The 19,680-nt window shown below is 62.6% G+C and carries 17 protein-coding genes; 8 read left to right on the plus strand and 9 right to left on the minus strand.

Annotated elements, in window-relative coordinates:
• The first annotated feature begins 166 nt into the window (after window positions 1-166).
• Entirely contained in the window at window positions 167-1,933 is a 1,767-nt protein-coding gene (locus tag FFI94_RS20755; RefSeq protein WP_138869489.1) for an Ig-like domain-containing protein, read from the plus strand.
• Between the two features lie 51 nt (window positions 1,934-1,984).
• Window positions 1,985-3,742: an Ig-like domain-containing protein gene (locus tag FFI94_RS20760; RefSeq protein WP_138869490.1), complete on the plus strand. Its 1,758-nt coding sequence runs from the start codon at window positions 1,985-1,987 to the stop codon at window positions 3,740-3,742.
• 69 nt (window positions 3,743-3,811) lie between these two features.
• Here FFI94_RS20760 and FFI94_RS20765 read toward each other — a convergent pair whose 3' ends face one another.
• From FFI94_RS20765 to guaB, 3 genes are all read right to left on the minus strand, one after another.
• On the minus strand, window positions 3,812-5,566 hold the full coding sequence (locus FFI94_RS20765; RefSeq protein WP_138869491.1) for a GMC oxidoreductase: 1,755 nt from the start codon (window positions 5,564-5,566) through the stop codon (window positions 3,812-3,814).
• A 175-nt stretch (window positions 5,567-5,741) separates the two neighbouring features.
• Window positions 5,742-6,881 carry a GuaB3 family IMP dehydrogenase-related protein gene (locus tag FFI94_RS20770; RefSeq protein ID WP_138869492.1) on the minus strand — a complete coding sequence of 380 codons (1,140 nt, stop codon included), beginning with the start codon at window positions 6,879-6,881 and terminating at the stop codon, window positions 5,742-5,744.
• Between the two features lie 41 nt (window positions 6,882-6,922).
• Window positions 6,923-8,446: an IMP dehydrogenase gene (gene guaB, locus FFI94_RS20775; RefSeq protein WP_138869493.1), complete on the minus strand. Its 1,524-nt coding sequence runs from the start codon at window positions 8,444-8,446 to the stop codon at window positions 6,923-6,925.
• Between the two features lie 245 nt (window positions 8,447-8,691).
• On the opposite strand from guaB, the gene FFI94_RS20780 reads away from it, so the two are divergent.
• Window positions 8,692-9,096, plus strand: a complete 405-nt coding sequence (locus FFI94_RS20780) for a DUF5319 domain-containing protein (RefSeq protein WP_033231326.1) — start codon at window positions 8,692-8,694, stop codon at window positions 9,094-9,096.
• A gap of 114 nt (window positions 9,097-9,210) precedes the next feature.
• On the opposite strand, the gene FFI94_RS20785 is transcribed toward FFI94_RS20780, so the two are convergent.
• The 3 genes from FFI94_RS20785 to FFI94_RS20795 form a co-directional block, all read right to left on the minus strand.
• The gene (locus FFI94_RS20785) at window positions 9,211-10,140 is read right to left on the minus strand and encodes an anti-sigma-D factor RsdA (RefSeq protein ID WP_138869494.1); all 930 of its coding nucleotides are present in this window, start codon (window positions 10,138-10,140) and stop codon (window positions 9,211-9,213) included.
• Entirely contained in the window at window positions 10,133-10,711 is a 579-nt protein-coding gene (locus FFI94_RS20790; RefSeq protein WP_033231328.1) for a sigma-70 family RNA polymerase sigma factor, read from the minus strand. The genes FFI94_RS20785 and FFI94_RS20790 overlap by 8 nt, the downstream gene beginning before the upstream one ends.
• Window positions 10,712-10,878: 167 nt before the next feature.
• Window positions 10,879-11,700 (minus strand): hypothetical protein, encoded by an 822-nt coding sequence (locus FFI94_RS20795; protein WP_260684224.1) that lies wholly within the window; start codon window positions 11,698-11,700, stop codon window positions 10,879-10,881.
• A 582-nt stretch (window positions 11,701-12,282) separates the two neighbouring features.
• Between FFI94_RS20795 and FFI94_RS20800 the strand changes: the two genes are divergently transcribed.
• The 4 genes from FFI94_RS20800 (at window position 12,283) to FFI94_RS20815 (ending at window position 14,961) form a co-directional block, all read left to right on the plus strand.
• A complete protein-coding gene (locus FFI94_RS20800) occupies window positions 12,283-12,579 on the plus strand; it encodes a WhiB family transcriptional regulator (RefSeq protein ID WP_138869495.1) in 297 nt (98 codons plus the stop codon).
• A 195-nt stretch (window positions 12,580-12,774) separates the two neighbouring features.
• Window positions 12,775-13,434, plus strand: coding sequence for a fasciclin domain-containing protein (locus tag FFI94_RS20805; protein WP_138869496.1), 660 nt, complete (start codon window positions 12,775-12,777; stop codon window positions 13,432-13,434).
• Between the two features lie 86 nt (window positions 13,435-13,520).
• The gene (locus FFI94_RS20810) at window positions 13,521-14,225 is read left to right on the plus strand and encodes a sigma-70 family RNA polymerase sigma factor (protein ID WP_138869497.1); all 705 of its coding nucleotides are present in this window, start codon (window positions 13,521-13,523) and stop codon (window positions 14,223-14,225) included.
• 1 nt (window position 14,226) lies between these two features.
• Window positions 14,227-14,961 carry an anti-sigma factor gene (locus FFI94_RS20815; RefSeq protein ID WP_138869498.1) on the plus strand — a complete coding sequence of 245 codons (735 nt, stop codon included), beginning with the start codon at window positions 14,227-14,229 and terminating at the stop codon, window positions 14,959-14,961.
• An 84-nt stretch (window positions 14,962-15,045) separates the two neighbouring features.
• On the opposite strand, the gene groL is transcribed toward FFI94_RS20815, so the two are convergent.
• Both groL and groES read right to left on the minus strand, forming a co-directional pair.
• Window positions 15,046-16,656, minus strand: a complete 1,611-nt coding sequence (gene groL / locus FFI94_RS20820; RefSeq protein WP_138869499.1) for a chaperonin GroEL — start codon at window positions 16,654-16,656, stop codon at window positions 15,046-15,048.
• A gap of 86 nt (window positions 16,657-16,742) precedes the next feature.
• Window positions 16,743-17,042 carry a co-chaperone GroES gene (gene groES, locus FFI94_RS20825; protein ID WP_003940763.1) on the minus strand — a complete coding sequence of 100 codons (300 nt, stop codon included), beginning with the start codon at window positions 17,040-17,042 and terminating at the stop codon, window positions 16,743-16,745.
• Window positions 17,043-17,271: 229 nt separating this feature from the next.
• Between groES and FFI94_RS20830 the strand changes: the two genes are divergently transcribed.
• Window positions 17,272-18,990, plus strand: a complete 1,719-nt coding sequence (locus tag FFI94_RS20830; protein WP_138869500.1) for a TIGR03767 family metallophosphoesterase — start codon at window positions 17,272-17,274, stop codon at window positions 18,988-18,990.
• Here the strand turns inward: FFI94_RS20830 and FFI94_RS20835 are convergent.
• Entirely contained in the window at window positions 18,980-19,519 is a 540-nt protein-coding gene (locus tag FFI94_RS20835) for a potassium channel family protein (protein ID WP_260684225.1), read from the minus strand. The genes FFI94_RS20830 and FFI94_RS20835 overlap by 11 nt on opposite strands.
• Window positions 19,520-19,680: the final 161 nt, after the last annotated feature.

The raw sequence follows: 19,680 nt of genomic DNA on the forward strand, positions 1-19,680 counted from the left end.
GTCGCAGGCCAGAGCCTTAAATCGACGAAGGGTGAATTTTCTGGACGTTTGACCGATTCGACTAAACCAAACGTCCAGTAGAGGTAATCTCACTCGTCAAGTGATCAAGATCACGATCACTTGACGGCCGGCGTCGCCGAACGGCGCTCACCCTCGAGGAGGACCTGTGCGTCGATTCATACGACGACTCGCCATACCCGTCGCGGCTGTGACGGCTGCCGCCGGACTTCTAGTCCTCGGCACCCCGGCCGCTGCTGACGAAGCCCCGCCGACCAGCTTCACCGGCACGGCCGACAACCTCGACTACACGAGGAGCGTCGTCGGAAACGCCGTGGTTCATCCCGGCGACACCGTGACATACAGAACCGAGATCAGTCGCCGTAGCGGCGTCGAGCGATATGTCACGAAGATCAGGGAGTACCCGCCGGCAGGCTTCACGCTGGTTCCCGGCAGCGCCGTCGTGACCTACACCGGGTCCACCACCAAAGCCACCATCACGCCCGAAAGCGACGGCGGTGTCTCCGCCAAGTGCAGCAGCGGGTGCTCGTTCCTCGGGAGCGGTTTCGTGATCAAGAGCGGTCAATCGGTGACTCTGGAAGCCAAGTACACAGTTCCCGCGAACGCGACGTTCGGCACCCACGACAGCGGTCTGATCTTCGAGGTCTACACCTTCAGCACCTCTCAGGGACTGAACCCTATGAACGTCAACGTCCAGGTCGTCGACCCGTCCGTCGCCACCGGAACGACGCTTGTCGCACCCGCAACGGCGAAGGTCGGCACACCGGTCGACCTGACCGCGACAGTTGCGCCGTCCAACGCGACGGGGACCGTCCAGTTCAAGGACAGCGGAAACGACATCGGCTCGCCGGTCACGGTGTCGAACGGCAGCGCCACCCTCTCGCATACCTTCAACAGCGTCGGCGCGCATGACATCACCGCCGCCTACACGGCCGGGCCCGGATTCCACAGTTCGACCTCCGGAGTCCAGACCGTCGACGTCTCCGCAGACACCACCACCACGATCTCCGCTCCGAACGCCGCACTGGTCGGCGACAGCATCACCGTGAGCGCCGTCGTCACCCCGGCTACCGCCGTGGGCACGGTGCAGTTCAAGGACGGCGACACCAACCTCGGCGCACCGGTTGCCGTTGTCGACGGAACAGCCTCACTCACCCGTAGCTACGACGCTTCCGGCACCCACAGCTTCACCGCAGTCTTCACCGGCGAGGCCGGCTACGGCGATTCCGTCTCCACCGCAACCCAACTCGACGTCAGTGACCCCGACTGGGGCACCACGACAACAGTTGTCGAGCCCCTCACCGCCGTTGTCGGTGAACCGACCAACCTCTCGGCCACCGTCTCCCCCATCCCGAGCAGCGGAACCGTCACGTTCAAGGTCGACGGCATCGATGTCGGTACGGCACCCGTCGGCACCGGTGACGGCGTCGCGATCCTCCCGCACACCTTCACATCAGCAGGCGCAGCAGCCGTGACAGCCGAGTTCTCCGGCGGAACCGGATTCATCGAGTCCACGTCCACTTCGTTCACCGTGAACGTGACCGCCCCCGAACCCGCCCGCGCGGACACCACGACAACCCTGACCGTCAGTGGCTCTGCCCTGGTCGGACAGGCAGTGCAACTCAAGGCCACCGTTGCACCCGGAACGGCAAACGGCATGATCCAGTTCAAGTCCGGCACGACTCCCATCGGCGCACCGGTTCCCGTCGTCAACGGCGTCGCGACGCTCACACACACCTTCGACGACGAGGGAACGTTCGGCATCACGGCCGGCTTCGTCGGCGACACCGGTTGGAAGAACTCCGTTTCCGGCCCGACCGTCCTGCAGGTCGGCACCGCACCAACTGACGGCGGCGGCACCGGAAGCGTGGATACCGGATCGCTCAGCGGTCTCATCCCGCTCTTCGGAAGCTAGTCCCCCACATCAGCTTTGGACACCACTCCCGTAATCGACTCAGGAGAATCCATGTTCGTGCATTCCAGACGCCGCATCGCGGCGCCGATCGCCGTCACGGCACTCGCCGGTGGCGTCATCCTCGCGGGAATCCCCGCATCAGCCGCCCCGGTGACATCAACCTTCGGAACAAGTTGCCTCGCAACCCCGTCCGCTGTCGCCGGCCCGACCACGGAGTCCCAGTCCGGCTCGGTCATCGTCGACGCACCGGACAGCGTCGCGGCCGGTGAAACATTCGAAGTCACCATCCAACCCGGCCCCATCGCATTCCCCGGATCCGCTTCGGGGGCGACCGTCCAGAACGTCTCCCGCATCAAAGTCGACGTCGACGTTCCCGCAAACGCCACCCTCGTGGAAGCCACCATCGTTCCCGGGACCTCCGTGGGACTCAGCGGTGTCGCACCGAATATCCTGCGCGTCAACGAGAACGGCAACGTCGATTCCAACGGAACGATTCTCCGGCTATCGGGAAACAATCAGGTGATCGGAAACAGCCCGAGCTCGAGCATCAACTCCGAGGGTGGAATCGTCGTCAAGGCGACCGGCAAGAACATCGACGGCTCCAACAACGCCGACGGTTACACCCAGTTCCAGCTCCCCCAGGTCAAGGCCGTTCTCAAAGCCGGCGCCTCGGGAGAGGTAGCCATGAAGGTCCGCACCGGCGGTAGCGCGGGAACGTGGAACAACGATCGCAACTTCCTCACGTTCCTCCCCAAGGCCACCCTGGTGATCACCGCGTGGGCACCCACCCGGTGCACCCCGCGTGACGCGGAGAACGGCCCCCTCAACAGCGGCGCAGGCCCCCTCGCCACAACCCGAATCATCGAGGCGGACAAAGCAACCACCACAACGGTGGTCGGACCGGCCAACGCCAAGAACGGAACCCCGGTCACGCTGTCGGCCAACGTGAGCGGCGGCGCAAACGGGGGAACAGTCCAGTTCTTCGACGGCGACAACCCTCTCGGGGACGCGGTACCGGTAGCGGCCGGATCGGCCAGCATCTCCCCGACCTTCACCGAGGACGGACCGCACTCCATCACCGCGAGTTACAGCGGCACAACCGGATTCCTGGCGTCGACCTCCGTGTCGGCCAAGATCGTGACCGTCACGACGGACGCACCGCCTGACGCCGTGACCACTACCGCAACGGTGTCGCCGTCGACCGCGAAGGTCGGTCAGGACGTGAACCTCACCGCCAAGGTCGATCCTCAGGGAACCGGCGGCACCGTCGACTTCATCGTCGACGGCACCGAAACGCTCACTGCCACGGTCGGAACCGACGGAGTTGCCATCGCGCCGTACACCTTCACCTCCACCGGAACGCACAAGGTTGTCGCGAAGTTCACCGGCTCACCCGGGTTCGCGCCGTCCGCTGCCCCGGCATTCCCGGTCAGCGTCACGACGCCGGCTCCGGCTGACGTCGAGACGACCACGGTTCTGGGCGAAGTCGGAACCGTCCAGAAAAACACCCCCGTGACGCTCAAGGCAACGATCGATCCGGCCGGCGCCACCGGCAAGGTCCAGTTCAAGGTCGGTGACACCCTGATCGGCGGACCGGTCGACGTGGTCAACGGCGTCGCAACGGTGCCGGCGACGTTCTACAACTCCGGGACCTACAGTGTCACTGCCGAATTCGTGGGCGCTTCAGGCTACACATCTTCGGCATCCGCGCCGCAGACCCTGACCGTCCCCGGTGATCCGGACGGCGGAACCGGTGGCGGAACCGGAAGCCTCGACCTCGGCACCCTCTTCGGGTCGCTCGGAGGCTGACACCCTGAAACAGAAAGGAGGCGTGCCGTCGAATGTTCGACGGCACGCCTCTTCTTCGTTTGCGGCGACCTACCCGGCTGCGGGCTCCACCGGAACCGCCGGCGCGGTCTTGCCGCCGGTGATCTTCACGATCGGCAGAACCAGTGCCGCTGGTGCCGACGCCGGAACCACCGGCGACTTCGGCGCGATCGGAGTCAACCGCTCGTAGCCGGTGCCCTGAGCCGGACGCAGGTCCGCCTCCCCCTTGTTCGGCCAGAGCGACGCCGCGCGCTCGGCCTGAGCGGCAATAGTCAACGACGGGTTCACACCGAGGTTCGCGGATACTGCGGCACCGTCGACGACGCTGAGCGTCGGATAGCCGAAGACGCGGTGATACGGATCGATCACACCGTGGTCGGCATCCTCCGCGATAGCGCAACCGCCGAGGAAGTGCGCCGTCAGCGGGACGTTGAAGATCTCGCCCCACGTGCCGCCTGCGACACCGTCGATCTTCTCGGCAACGCGGCGCGTCGCGTCGTTACCCTCGGGGATCCACGTCGGGTTGGGCTGACCGTGGCCTTGCTTGCTGGTGACCTTGCGGCGGCCGAACAAGCCCTTCTTCGTGTACGTGGTGATGGAGTTGTCGAGATTCTGCATGACCAGGGCGATGATCGTGCGCTCACTCCAGTCCTTGACCGTGAGCATGCGCAGCATCTGGTACGGATTCTTCGCGACCACTCCGAGGAACTTGACCCACCGCGGCTTGTTTCCGCCGCCGTCGGTCATCAGCGTCTGCAGCAAGCCCATCGCATTGGAGCCCTTGCCATAGCGAACCGGCTCGATATGCGTGTCCTTGCTCGGATGGAACGACGACGTGATCGCAACTCCGTGCGTCAGATCGAGGTTGGGATCGACCTTGTATTTGCCTGCGCCGACAATGGATTCGGAGTTGGTGCGCGTGAGCTCGCCGAGTGTGCCGGACAGCTTGGGCAGCGCTCCGGTGTCTTTCATGTCGAACAGCAGGTGCTGCGTGCCCCACGTTCCGGCCGCGAGAATCACATGAGCGGCGGTGTACGTCCGACGGTTCTTGCGCGCGTATGCGCCGGTGCGCTCGGTGAACACATCCCAGGTGCCGTCATGTTGTTCGCGAAGTCCCGAGACGGTGGTCATGGGAATGATGTCGGCGCCTGCGCTCTCGGCCAGGCCGAGGTAGTTCTTGAGGAGCGTGTTCTTGGCGCCGTGCCGGCAGCCCGTCATGCACTCGCCGCACTCGATGCACCCGGTGCGCTCGGGACCGACACCACCGAAGTACGGGTCGGCGGCTTTCTTGCCCGGCTCACCGAAGTACACCCCGACCGGCGTCTGGATGAAGGTGTCGCCGACGCCCATGTCGTCCGCAACGGATTTCATGATCTCGTCGGCCGGTGTCATGTGCGGATTCCGGACGACTCCGAGCATCTTCTGCGCCTGCTCGTAGTACGGCGTGAGTTCGCTACGCCAATCGGTGATGTGCGCCCACTGCTTGTCCTGGAAGAACGGCTCCGGCGGCTGGTACAGCGTGTTCGCGTAGTTCAGAGAACCACCACCGACACCCGCGCCGGCCAGAATCAAGCAGTCGCGAAGCAGGTGAACCCGCTGAATACCGAAGCAGCCGAGCTTGGGCGCCCACAGGAACTTCTTCAGATCCCAGCTCGTCTTCGCGAACTCTGCATCGGCGTACCGTCGGCCCGCTTCGAGGACACCTACCTTGTAGCCCTTCTCCACGAGACGAAGCGCGCTCACACTTCCGCCGAATCCGGACCCGACAATCAGTACGTCGTAATCCGTCGCGCGTTGCTTGCCCATCAGGACACCTCCACCGTGAAAACGTAGTTACCCGTCAGTATGCACCCGAATGTTGTGACTGCCACCACAAGGGTGCCCTAAGCGTAACCATAAGTATCACCAACGCGCGAAAGTCCTGAATACAGACCTGTGGCCCCGGTTCCACTAGGAAGCCAGGGCCACAGATGCAGACAAATCAGGCGCGAACTGTCAGTCCGACCTTCTGGAACTCCTTGAGAGTGGAGTAGCCGGCCTTAGCCATGGAACGACGCAAGCCGCCGACGAAGTTCAGCGAACCGTACGGATCGTCGGACGGCCCGGCCAGAACCTTGTCCAGCGACGGCCGCTCACCGTAGGAAACCGGGAGAAGCGCGCCACGCGGAACCGAAGGATGCGCAGCAGCGGACGGCCAGTACCAGCCGCCGCCTGCAGCTTCAGCCGACACAGCCAACGGAGTGCCGAGAACAGCGGCGTCCGCACCACACGCGATCGCCTTTGCCAGTTCACCCGACGTAGCGATGTCACCGTCGGCGATGACGTGGACGTAGCGTCCGCCCGTCTCGTCGAGGTAGTCGCGGCGAGCCGCAGCGGCATCAGCGATAGCGGTCGCCATCGGGACCCCGATACCGAGAACCTCACCCGTCGTGGTTGCACCCTCGGCAGAGCCGTAGCCGACGATGACACCCGCAGCACCGGTCCGCATCAGATGCAGAGCCGTGCGGTGATCACTCACACCACCCGCGATAACCGGAACGTCGAGCTCCGAGATGAACGTCTTGAGGTTGAGCGGCTCTTCCTCCGTGCGCACGACATGCTCGGCGGAGATGATCGTGCCGTGAACGACCAGCAGGTCGATTCCCGCCTTGATCAACGCCGGCGTCAGAGCGCGCGCATTCTGCGGGCTGACGCGAACGGCCGTCGTGACACCCGCGTCACGAACCTGCGCGACTGCTGCTGCCAGCAATTCCGCCTGCAACGGCGCCGCATGCAGTTCCTGCAGGTACCGGATCGCGGCGTCGACGCCACCGTCGGTTTCGGCGATTTCGACAAGACGAGTCAGCTTTGCCTCGACGTCGGCATGACGGCCCCACAGGCCCTCGCCGTTGATGACGCCGAGCCCGCCGCGCTTACCCAATTCGATTGCGAAGGTCGGCGAGACCAACGCGTCGGTCGGGTGGGCGAGGATGGGAATGTCGAACCTGTACGCGTCGATCTGCCACGTCGTCGACACCTCCTTCGACGAACGAGTCCGCCGGGAGGGAACGATGTTCACATCGTCCAGTTCGTAGGTACGACGGGCCGTACGACCCATTCCGATTTCAACGAGGTCGCGCACGCGCGCCCCTTTCTCGTGACTGGTGAACTAGCGAACTGAACTTAGCGGGCGGCGTAATTGGGCGCTTCGACCGTCATCGTGATGTCGTGCGGGTGGCTTTCCTTGAGTCCCGCAGCCGTGATCTGAACGAACTGAGCGTTCTGGAGATGCTCGATCGTGGCAGAGCCCGTGTAACCCATTGCCGCGCGCAAACCGCCGGTGAGCTGATGCGTCACCTGCGAGAGCGGTCCGCGGAACGGAACACGACCCTCGATGCCCTCCGGAACCAACTTGTCCTCGGAGAGAACGTCGTCCTGGAAGTAGCGATCCTTGGAGTACGACTTGGCCTCACCGCGCGACTGCATCGCACCCAGTGAACCCATACCGCGATAGCTCTTGAACTGCTTGCCGCCGACCAGGATCAGTTCACCCGGCGATTCGGCCGTACCAGCGAGGAGCGAGCCGAGCATCGCCGTCGACGCACCGGCAGCAAGCGCCTTGGCGATGTCGCCGGAGAACTGCAGACCACCGTCGGCGATGACGGGGACACCGAGCGGCTTGCACGCGGCAACCGCTTCGAGGATGGCCGTGATCTGGGGGGCGCCGACACCGGCGATGACACGCGTCGTGCAAATGGAACCGGGACCGACACCGACCTTGACGGCGTCTGCGCCTGCCTCGACGAGCGCCAAAGCACCCGCGCGGGTTGCGACATTGCCACCGATGATCTGCACACGATCACCGATTTCGGCCTTGAGGCGACGAATCATGTCCAGAACACCAGCGCTGTGGCCGTGTGCGCTGTCCACGACGACAACGTCGACACCGGCATCAGTGAGAGCCATGGCACGCGCCCAGGCTTCATCTCCGGCACCGACAGCGGCACCGACCAGCAGCCGGCCGTCGCGGTCCTTGGTTGCGAACGGATGCTGCTCGGTCTTGACGAAGTCCTTGACCGTGATCAGGCCGGTGAGCTTGCCGTTGCCGTCGACGATCGGGAGCTTCTCGATCTTGTGGCGGCGAAGCAAACCCAGCGCGACGTCAGCGGTGACGCCTTCCTGCGCGGTGATCAGCGGCATCTTGGTCATGATCTCGGCGACCGGACGATTCTGGTCGACCTCGAAACGCATGTCGCGGTTCGTGACAATGCCGACCAATTGTCCGGCGTCGTCGGTGACCGGCAGACCCGAGATACGGAAGCGAGCGCACTTCGCGTCGACCTCACCCATCGTGTCCGACGGCTTACACGTCACCGGATCGGTGACCATGCCGGCCTCCGAACGCTTGACGGTCTCGACCTGGCCGGCCTGAACCTCGACGGACGAATTGCGGTGCAGAACGCCCATTCCGCCCGCGCGAGCCATAGCGATGGCCATCCGCGACTCGGTGACCGTGTCCATCGCCGAACTGACCAACGGGATTCGCAGACGGATATCGCGGGTCAGCTGACTCGACGTATCAACCTGACTCGGAATGACATCGGACGCCGCAGGCAACAGCAGTACGTCGTCATATGTCAGCCCGAGCATCGCAACCTTGTTGGGGTTGTCTCCTCCGGTGTGTACATGCCCTGCAGAACTAGTCATGCGGTCAGGACCCTCCATGGACCTAGATTCGCCTGTTCGGTAGCCGCTGTAGCAGCCACCTCGAAGCGGATTACGAAAGCTGGATATCGGATAGAAGGCACCTGCACAGAAAGATATTCCTGGCACCTTTTCCCGGCGTTGAACACCATGGTATCGGGCCGCACATTGGTCCGAACCATCCCACCCACGCTGCAAGTACGCGTAACGAGTGGCGCTGACCCCCCTGACCTGCGTACCGTGGTGCTGTGCGTGATCAACTGCCTCCCGGTCTGCCGCCAGATCCCTTTGCCGGCGACCCCGCTGACCCTTCCGCGGCTCTCGATGCCATCGAGCCGGGTCAACCACTCGACCCCCAAGAACGGCAGGCGGTCGAGGAAGATCTCGCTGACCTGGCCGTATACGAGGCCCTCCTGGCTCATCGTGGCATCCGCGGACTCGTGGTGTGCTGCGAAGACTGCCAACAGGACCACTACCACGATTGGGACATGTTGCGGGCAAACCTGCTTCAACTCCTCGTCGACGGCACAGTCCGGCCCCACGAACCTGCCTACGATCCGATGCCTGAGGCATATGTCACGTGGGACTACTGCCGTGGATACGCCGACGCATCCATGAACGAAGCGATGCACGGCGACGGATTCGACGCCTGACACATACCTACAACAGTGGGCCGGCAAGCATGACGCTTGCCGGCCCACTGTTTTTGATTTCGCTGATTGACGTTGCTACTGACTTACGTTGGTGCCGAACAGGTCTCGCGACGCTCAGGACGGCGTGTTCACATTCGGCGACGTAGTCGTCGTCTTCGATGACGACGGGGTAGTTGTCGTCGGCAAGGTTGTCGTTGTTGTTGTCGTCGGGTTCGACGAGGGACTCGGGATGGTTGACGACGGCGGCACGAGCGCAGGATTGGGCGTCGATGTTGTCGGACCCGTGCCAGGCAACTCCAGATCCGAGGTCGGGCCGGGCAACACAGGAATCGAGGTAACCAGAGGGGGCTCGAACGTTGTCACTCCGTCGGTTGTGCTCGACGGCGGCGGAGCAGCCTGGGTGGTTGTCTCCTGAACCTGGGTCATCAGCTTGCCCCAGCGTTCGACGAGATCTGTCTTCGCCTGCGAATCCTTCACAGCACCGGCACGTTGAGCCGCGTTGTCGAGAACCTTCTTCGCTTCGGGAATGTCTCCGGCAGCCAACAGCCGCTCAGCCTTCTCGAGCTCGGACGTGGTGTCGATCTTCGCGACCGTCGAATTTGCTTCTTCCGCGAAGACAACCTGCTTCACGCCCCACAGTGCGTCACCCGGTTCAGCACCGTAAGTGAGCATCGAGCCGCCACCGATCACAACCGCAGCGACGGCTGCGGCAGCGGCAACGGGACGCAGCAGCCGAAGACGTGAACGGGAGCGTTCGCGATCGGCAATGCTGGGCGGTGCCGATTCGATAGCTGCGATCACATCGTCGAGAAGTGGACCCTCCGGCATCGGAGTCGACACGACGTCATCGCGCCACTTCGACAAGATCAACGCCAGTTCGTACTGCTCAGTGCTATCGGTTGCTACCGGCCCACCATGCGAAATTGCCTCGATCAGCGCGTCGTCGCGCCGAACCGCAGCCAGATCCACCGGTGCACCGTCGTCGGCGAGACCGGCTGTGAGGTCATCGAGATCGGAAGAATCACGATTCTCGTCTCTAGCCATAGCTCTCACCCGCTTTCGTTACTACTTTTTTCAGTTTCGCGATCGCCCTGTGCTGGGCGACTCGTACAGCTCCGGCGGTACTCCCGACGGCGGCGGCCGTTTCTTCAGCCGACAGTCCGACAACCAACCGGAGAATCAAGATCTCTCGATGCTTCTCCGGCAAGGTGCCGAGCAGTTCCTGCATGTGCCGACTGGATTCCGAATCGAGTGCTCGCTGCTCGGGTCCATCGTCAAGTGCAATTACATCCGGTACTTCGGCTACGGGCTCCGACTTGTTACGGGCGGAGCTTCGATGGGCGTCAGCAACCTTGTGTGCGGCAATGCCGTACACAAAAGCCATGAAGGGACGTCCCTGATCTTGATAACGCGGCAACGCGGTCATCACGGCGAGACACACCTCCTGCGCGACGTCGTCGGCCGACAGGTGACCTCTCTCCGCCGCACCCACCCGACCACGGCAATAGCGCACCACCATGGGTCGAATGTTTTCCAAAACCAAAGCTAGAGCTGTACGGTCGCCCTGCGCTGCAGCGGCGACCGCGGAGTCCAACTCATCGCTCGTATTTGTCATCGTCAGCGAAAATCCTGGCGTTACAGTGGCACTTCCCGAGCGGGTGTGCTTCCACTCTCAGCGGAACCCTATAAGAGTAACCATCCAGACCGACTGGTCCGCGCACGCCTGGCCAGCCGGCGCAATGTTTCGACGTGTACAACTTGTCGGCTACCACGTGGCACACCTCACAGTGACATATCGCGGAATGCTCCCCCACGCGCGGCAACCGCAGCGCCCAACTCGGCCGAATTCGGCGACGTGGCGATCCCGCTCACACCCTCGATCAGCATCGAGGACGCCCACGCCAGAGGTAACAACCCGGACGAACGACACTCGTCGAACACTTCACGTGCAAGCGTTGCCGCCCGGCCCGGATCAAAACCCGTCATTGCGGCGCATCGCAGAAGGTTCGACTTGACCCTGTGCCTGAGCGATTCACAACCGGCGGCGAGTTCGACGGCGCGCTCGGCGTGCCCCAGCGCCCGCGTGAAATCACCGCCGGCGAGTGCAAGTTCAGCCGAGACCCACTCGAGCCTGATCAACTGACGCCACAGCTGCGCCGACTGGCCTTCCGGCCGGTGCATCCGCTCTACGCACAGCTCCAACAGGCGCCATCCCAGCGCCAGACGACCCTGACCGAGTGCGTCGGCTGCAAGTCCGGTCAACGCGTCACAGACGGCGGCGACCGACTCAGGAGAGTCGCCGTGTCCGGCGACAATGGCAAGAGCACGCCCGTCGTCATACGACGCCTTCCTGTGCCAGCCGGTTTGCCGCAGGAACGACGCTCGCGTACTTGCGGACAACGAGGCATAAACACGGTCACCATCCCCGGCTAAGCCGGCGGTGCGACGATCCACCACATCCAAGGCCGCCCGCGCCTGCGCATAACGCCCTTGGCCACCGAGTGCGACGGCCGTCAACCACCAATCCTCGATCGTTGCCGGAGCGGACAGCGGTGCACGTCCGGGCTCTGCCCCGAATGCCACGGACTGAAGAGTTATCGACACGGTCAAATCATTGCAGTGACCTCAACCGCAGAGGGTTCCGAGGGGAGCATGATGACGCGGCACCTGTGATTTCGCAGCCATTCACCAAATGTTCAACTGAAATTGAAAATTGCATTTTCTCGGAATATTAACGAATACATATCCATTAGGTTAACTACGGGTTACCTATTGGACAAATGTCCAAAGTGCAATATGGGAACTTAGTCCCAATTCAGTCATTCGAAAGTCGCACTACGGCGCCGACGATCACAGACATTCGCGAGCGATTCCTCTTTGTCCATAATACGAATACTCTGCCTGATCTGCCACTTCAGACGAAAAATATCTGCAAGACTTTACACATCACTACTCACTGTCAATTAGTCCCAAGGGAATCGCTTACACACGAGCTGGCCGAAATGTAAATATTTCTCTCGTTAAATCTTGCTTTGCGAGATATGCCGCTCGCCACGCATCGAGGCTATTGACGCGATTTACTCAGCACCCTTACGGTTAGCAAGCGTGAACGATAGAAAGCCCGGATAATCTTCGGGCTACTTGGTCCGCTCGTTGATCACGACGAGCTTGCAGTAAGGAGTCAACATGCCTGCACCGAATCATCTTCCCGGGCCGAACGCAGACATCTGGGACTGGCAGATGCACGGACTGTGCCGCGGAGTCGACTCCTCGATGTTCTTTCACCCGGACGGCGAACGCGGACGAGCCCGAGCGCAGCGCGAAACACGCGCCAAGGAAATGTGCCACCAGTGCCCTGTCCTGATTCAGTGCCGCTCGCACGCACTGACCGTCTCGGAGCCGTACGGCATCTGGGGCGGGATGTCGGAAACCGAACGCGAACTGCACGCACGACACCGCCGAAACGGCCGCCTGGCGTCGTAACATCTACAGCACTGCACGACCTGCTTACCCCTGCAGACCGAGACCAGAGAGCCCCCGACGAACTCGGGGGCTTTCTCGTGTCTCGAGCTCGTGTCTCGAGGTCTTTTTGCATCTCGACCCATCCACCGCACTGCCGCCTCCGAATGCCTTGTACGGAACGTGCACACCAGCACTTCATTTACGGAAGGCAGACCCATGAACACCTCCTCTCGAGTTCTGGCAGTCACGGCAGCAGCGTCATTTGCACTCGTCGGCGTTGTCGGTTGTTCCTCCGACAGCGATGATTCGTCGGCTGACACCTCCAGCGCTGCGACGACAACGTCGAGCATGTCGATGTCGACGACCAGTGCGATGGCAGAGCCCGCATCGGATCTGGTCGGGGCAGGTTGTGCGGACTACGCAGCGGCAGTGCCCACGGGCGCCGGATCGGTCAGCGGAATGGCTCAGGACCCGGTCGCGACAGCGGCGTCGAACAATCCCCTCCTCACCACACTGACCGCTGCCGTATCCGGTCAGCTCAATCCGGACGTCAATCTGGTCGACACGCTCAACGGTGGTGAGTTCACCGTCTTCGCTCCCGTCGACGCCGCATTCGCGAAAATCGATCCGGCCACCATCGACAGCCTCAAGACCGACAGCGCAACGCTGACGAAGATCCTCACCTACCACGTGGTTCCCGGTCAGATCGCGCCCGCCGATATCGACGGCACCCACCCCACCGCCGAGGGCGGAACGGTCACCGTCACCGGGTCGGGCGACAACATCAAGGTCAACGACGCGACCGTCATCTGTGGTGGCGTCAAGACCGCAAATGCCACCGTCTACCTCATCGATTCGGTGTTGATGCCGCAGTAATCCCCTCTCCTGTGCGCCTTTGTCAACCGCGGGCGGTTAACAAAGGCGCACAGCGGTTACGGCGGGCCAACAGAAAAGAACCGGACATGCACGCTACGGTTGTACTCGATGAAACAAGACGAACCTTCGGGGCGGGATTACTCCGCGCGGGTGAGCCACGCGACGTGAGTGAACCGAACGAGGCCCCAGAGAACACCGACGCTTGTCCGATCGACAATTCTGCCGCCCGCACCGCCCGGACCACGGAATCCCGCGAACTTGCGCTGATACTCGAGAGCATCGCTCGCGGCGATCAGTCAGCATTCGCCGAGTTCTACGATCGGACCAGCGCCCGGGTCTACGGGATGGTGCTCCGAGTTCTCCGTGATCCGGGGTTCTCCGAAGAAACTGTTCAAGAGGTATATCTCCAAGCTTGGAAAACCGTGGACACGTTCGATCCGGCACGCGGGTCGGCACTGTCCTGGCTCCTCACCCTCGCACACCGACGAGCTGTGGACCGGGTGCGGTCCGAGCAGTCGAGTACCGATCGCCAAGCCCTCTACGACACCACGAATGCGACACCGGAATTCGACGTCGTCAGCGAAGAAGTCACTCGCAAAGACGAACATCGCGCCGTCACCGACTGTTTGGAATCGGTGACGGCAACCCAGCGAGAAGCATTGACACTGGCGTACTACGGCGGGCGAACGTACCGAGAAGTAGCCGAAGACCTCGGCGTGGCGATTCCCACGATAAAGTCACGAATCCGCGACGGACTGCTGCGGTTGCGAAAATGTCTGGGGGTGAACTGAGATGGACGAAGAGCTGATCGGCTGGGCGTACCCCTACGCGATCGACGCCCTCGACCCCGACGAGCGTCGGGCCGTCGACGTTCTCCTGGAAGGCACTGACGCGGCCACCCGCGCGGAATTCGGGTCTCAGGTCCGGCTCACAGCCGAGACGATGGCTGCGCTGAGCATTCTGGATGCGGTCGAACCTCCGCCAGGACTTCGTGGACGGTTGCTCGACACTATTGCCGAGATACCTCAAACCCCGGAAGTGGCTCCGCCTGTTTCCCTTGCCAGTCGCCGCAAGCGTCGACGCCCGTGGACCGTCGCTTTGGCTGCCGCTGCTGCGGTGGTGATCGTGGTCGGAGGAATCGGGATCGGCAGCCGGATCAACGACAACCCTGCGTCTCCGAACACCGTTTCGGAGATCATGGCGGCGCCAGACGTGCACACCACTACTTTGGATGTCCCTGGCGGCGGCACCGCGACGACGGCCTTCTCGCCCTCCGAGGATGCTGCGGTGTTGACGATGAACGGCGTGACTCCTCCGAGCCCGGACAAGGTCTACCAAATGTGGTTGGTCGAGAACGAAACCACCATGACACCGGCAGGCACGATGGCCCCCGCCGACGTCAAACCCACCACTCAGGTTGTCCTCGACGGTATCGGTTCCAACACGAAGTTGGCGTTCACGGTCGAACCTCCGGGAGGCTCGACTCAGCCGACCAGCCCGCCGTTTGCGGTCATTCCCCTGGTGTGAGCTGCAACTGAAATCTGAGCTGCAACTGAAAAAAGATATCCCCCACCAACTTTCGGTGGGGGATATCTTTTTCGTGTGTGAAGCCTAGTGGCTGTGACCGTGTCCGGTGTCAGCTACCTCTTCGGTCGGCTTCTCGACGACAGCGCTCTCGGTGGTCAGGATCATCCGAGCAACGGAAGCGGCGTTGACCACTGCCGAGCGGGTGACCTTGACGGGGTCGATGACGCCGTCGGCGAGCAGGTCGCCGTAGGTCAGGGTCGCGGCGTTAAAACCGTGGCCCTTGGGGAGATCTGCAACCTTGCTGACAACGACGGAACCGTCGACGCCGGCGTTGGAGGCGATCCAGAACAGCGGCGCGTTGAGTGCTGCGCGGACCACTGCGACTCCGGTGGCTTCGTCACCGGTGAAGCCGAGGTTGTCGGCGAGCTCGACGCCGGCCTGAACGAGTGCAGATCCACCGCCGGGGACGATGCCCTCGGCAACAGCAGCCTTGGCCGCGTTGACGGCGTCTTCGACGCGGAACTTACGTTCCTTGAGGTCGGTCTCGGTGGCTGCGCCGACCTTGATGACCGCAACTCCGCCGGACAGCTTTGCCAGACGCTCTTCGAGCTTCTCGCGATCCCAGTCGGAATCGGTGTTCTCGATTTCGCGGCGAAGCTGAGCAACGCGGGTCGCGATGTCGTCTGCCGTGCCTGCGCCGTCGACGATGACCGTCTCGTCCTTGGTGACGACAACGCGGCGTGCGCTGCCGAGCAGGTCGAGTCCGGCTTCCTTGAGGGAGAGTCCGACGTCGGTGTTGATGACGGTGCCTGCGGTGACAACGGCCAGATCGTCGAGGAACGCCTTGCGACGGTCACCGAAGAACGGTGCCTTCACGGCGACGGCCTTGATGGTCTTGCGGATGGAGTTGACCACCAGGGTGGAGAGAACTTCACCCTCGACGTCTTCGGCGATGATCAAGAGCGGCTTGCCGGATTCGGCAACCTTCTCGAGCAGCGGCAGGAAGTCGGGCAGTGAGCTGATCTTCTCGCGGAAGAGCAGGATCAGTGCGTCTTCGTAGATTGCCTTCTGCGCATCGATGTCGGTGACGAAGTAGGGCGAGAGGTAACCCTTGTCGAACTGCACACCTTCGGTGACAACGAGTTCGGTTGCAACGGTGGAGGATTCCTCGACCGTGACAACGCCGTCGGTGCCGACGCGGGTGAGTGCTTCGCCGACCATTTCGCCGATTTCCTCGTCACGCGAGGAGACGGTGGCAACCTGAGCGATGGACTTCTTGCCCTCGACCGGGGTGGCCGCGGCGATGAGTGCCTCGACAACCTTGTCTGCGGCAGCGTTGATTCCGACGCCGAGTGCCATCGGGTTTGCGCCGGCGGCGATGTTCTTCAGGCCACCGCGGACGATCGCCTGAGCGAGGACCGTAGCGGTGGTGGTGCCGTCGCCGGCAACATCGTTGGTCTTGGTGGCGACGCTCTTGACGAGCTGTGCGCCGAGGTTCTCGAAGGGATCTTCGAGGTCGATCTCACGGGCGATGCTCACACCGTCGTTGGTGACGGTGGGCCCGCCGAAGGCCTTGGCGAGCACGACGTGGCGTCCACGCGGGCCCAAGGTCACCTTGACGGCGTCGGCGAGCTTGTCGACGCCTGCTTCGAGAGCACGCCGCGCGGTCTCGTTGAACGCAATTTGCTTGGACATCTGTTCTGTCAGCTCCTGAATCTTCGGGGCGTGAACGCATTCCGCCCCGGGATCCTGTGTGGACTCCGGGGCGGATCACGTGTGTCTTACTTGGAGACGACAGCCAGCACGTCGCGTGCCGACAGAATCAGGTACTCCTGGCCGGCGTACTTGATCTCGGTTCCGCCGTACTTGGAGTAGATGACCGTGTCACCCTCCTTGACGTCGACCGGGATGCGGTTGCCCTGCTCGTTGACGCGGCCTTCGCCGACTGCAACAACGGTGCCCTCCTGGGGCTTTTCCTTGGCCGTGTCAGGAATGACCAGGCCGGAAGCCGTCGTCGTTTCAGCCTCGTTGGCCTGTACGAGGATCTTGTCCTCGAGCGGCTTGATGTTGACGCTCGCCACGATGAGCCCTCCACTTTGGGTATGTGCGCCCGAGGGTTGCTCGAGACGCGATGGGTTTGACGTTTACGGCGCGTCACTGCAGTCCCGTCGTCGCGGGTGCCGGAACTCGATCAGCGCCAATTGGCACTCTATACGTGAGAGTGCCAACCCTCAAGGACTGGGCGCGTTTTTTCTCTTCGTCCTGAGCGAAATCAGACCCACGTCCAATTTGTTCACCTATTGTTCATTCGTGACGAACATCAATCGCCGTAGTTTCCTGACCTTTGCCGGACTCGGCGCCGTGGGCGCAGTAGGTCTGAGCGCCAAGCCTTGGGGACTGCAATATGCCGGCGCCGCTCCCCTGCCCACCTCGGGCGCGGGCACCACTCTCGAAGCAGTCGCGACGCCGATCGGCAGCAGCGGCTACCGCAAACTGGGAGCCGGTCCCGGCTGGGCGAACATCGTGCGCGGCGAACTCGCCGAACCCAGGTCCGGACGCGAAGACCGTCGCACCGCTTTGGCATCTTTTGTGCAGTTGACCGACGTCCACATCCTCGACGCGCAGTCGCCGATGCGTTTCGAATACGTCCACCAGATCACCGGTTCCGCTTTCCGCCCGCAGGAAACCCTGACTGCGCACGGACTGATTTCGCTTGTCCGAGCTGTCAATTCCATCGGATCCGGCCCGCACACGGCACGACCGTTCGACGCGGTGGTCACCACCGGCGACAACACCGACAACAAGGAACATGCCGAACTCGACTGGTTCCTGACGGCGCTCAACGGCGGCACGATCGTCGCGAACACCGGCGCGAAGGACCGTTACGAGGGTGTCCAGAACTCCGGGGCGGATCTGTACTGGAACCCTGAATCCCCGATGCTCGACATGTACAAGAAGGCCGGCTTCCCCGAGATTCCCAATTTCTTCGGCGCCGCCTTCACGCCTGTCTCGAGCCCTGGCCTGGACACTCCCTGGTACTGCGTGTTCGGCAACCACGACGATTCGGTGTCCGGCACAGTTCCCAGTGGCATCCCGCCGCTCGAGGCCATGTACACCGGATCGCTCAAGTTCGAGGTTCCGGGCTCACCTGAGCAAGCCAAGCAGATCGACATCGCCACCAAGTTCGATCCGAGTGCGATTCCGGGCATTCTGTCCGCCTTCACGACGCCGCCGCGACAGGTCACCCCCGACCCGGCACGTGCTCCCTTCACTCCGAAGCAGTTCATCGCGGCGCACCTCGATCCGGCGCACGCCGGTCCGGGCCCGGTCGGTCACGGATTTGCACCGGACGCCGATCACACCGGCATCGGTTACTACTCGTTCGAGATAGCTCCCGGCGTCGTCGGAATCAGCATGGACTCCACCAACCGCGCCGGCTTTGTCGACGGTTCGCTGGGTGCCGCGCAGTTCCGCTGGATCGAGGACACCCTTCGCGCCGGCAGCAGCACTTACTACGACGCAGCGGGCTCTCGTGTCACCGAGTCGCGCAGTGACATGTACTTCGTATTGTTCAGTCACCACACGAGCGACACGATGGACAATCTCATCCCCGATCCCGAGAACATCCTCGAGCCGCGCTTCCGAGGTTCGCAGCTTCTCGATCTGCTACACCGCTTCCCGAATGTTCTTGCCTGGGTCAACGGCCACACCCACGAGAACAAGATCACCCCGAGGCCCGGCGCCACGCCGGAGCAGGGATTCTGGGAGATCAATACCGCCTCGCACATCGACTTCCCGCAACTCGGCCGAATCATCGAGATCGCGGACAACGCCGACGGCACAGTCTCGCTGCTCGCGACGCTCTTCGAAGCCGAGAGCCCGTACTCGGTCGATCACAGCAACAAGACACCGGAAGGCCTGGCGTCGCTGTATCGCGAGTTGTCGTTCAACGACATTCACCGCGACCCCAAGCTGACCGGAGCCGGCGTCGATCAGAATGTCGAGCTGCTGGTTCCTGTCATTCGGTAGCGTCACCCGCCTTCTGCTGTCGTGTCCTGTGTTTCTTCGACCAGGACACGGCAGCAACAACAAAGCGGACGCCGAAGCCGATCAGCACCAGGTTGCAGACGATCTGAAGTGACACCAATGCCCGGGCCGGATCGGTTCGGGCGGCAATGTCCCCGAACCCCACCGTCGAGAACACCGAGAGCGAGAAGTAGAGCGCTGCCATTCTCGACAGTGGTTCGGTGAAGCTGGCCGGGTCGGCTCGGGCGACGACGAAGTACGTGATCGAGACGAGTAGAAGGTACGTCGGCATCACCACCGATACGGCTTCGACGGCCTGCAGCGACGGGACATCCGATTTCAGGATTCGACTGATCTGCCACGAGGCAACCCCGACGACCGCGGCGCCTCCTCCGATCAGCAAAACGAATGCCCTGCCGGTATGCGCATCGGTCCACGGCAACAGGAAATACGCGCTTCCCAATGCGATGACGGTCAGCATCGGCCGCAGTAACGCCTCGGCGATCAATCGGCGACGTTGACGCGTATCCATCGACCGAGATTCGACTTTTTTCCGCATAATTCAATATTCGGCAATCCTGCTGGTAAAACCACCCTTTCGGTCCGAAAAGTTCACCTTCTTGCGGAAAACCACTGAGCAATCATGACGATCGTTCTGTAACGTTCATGTAACGGCGACTGATATGCCGTCAC

Origin of the sequence: Rhodococcus sp. KBS0724 (genome assembly GCF_005938745.2) — a bacterium.
Lineage (GTDB): Bacteria > Actinomycetota > Actinomycetes > Mycobacteriales > Mycobacteriaceae > Rhodococcus_F.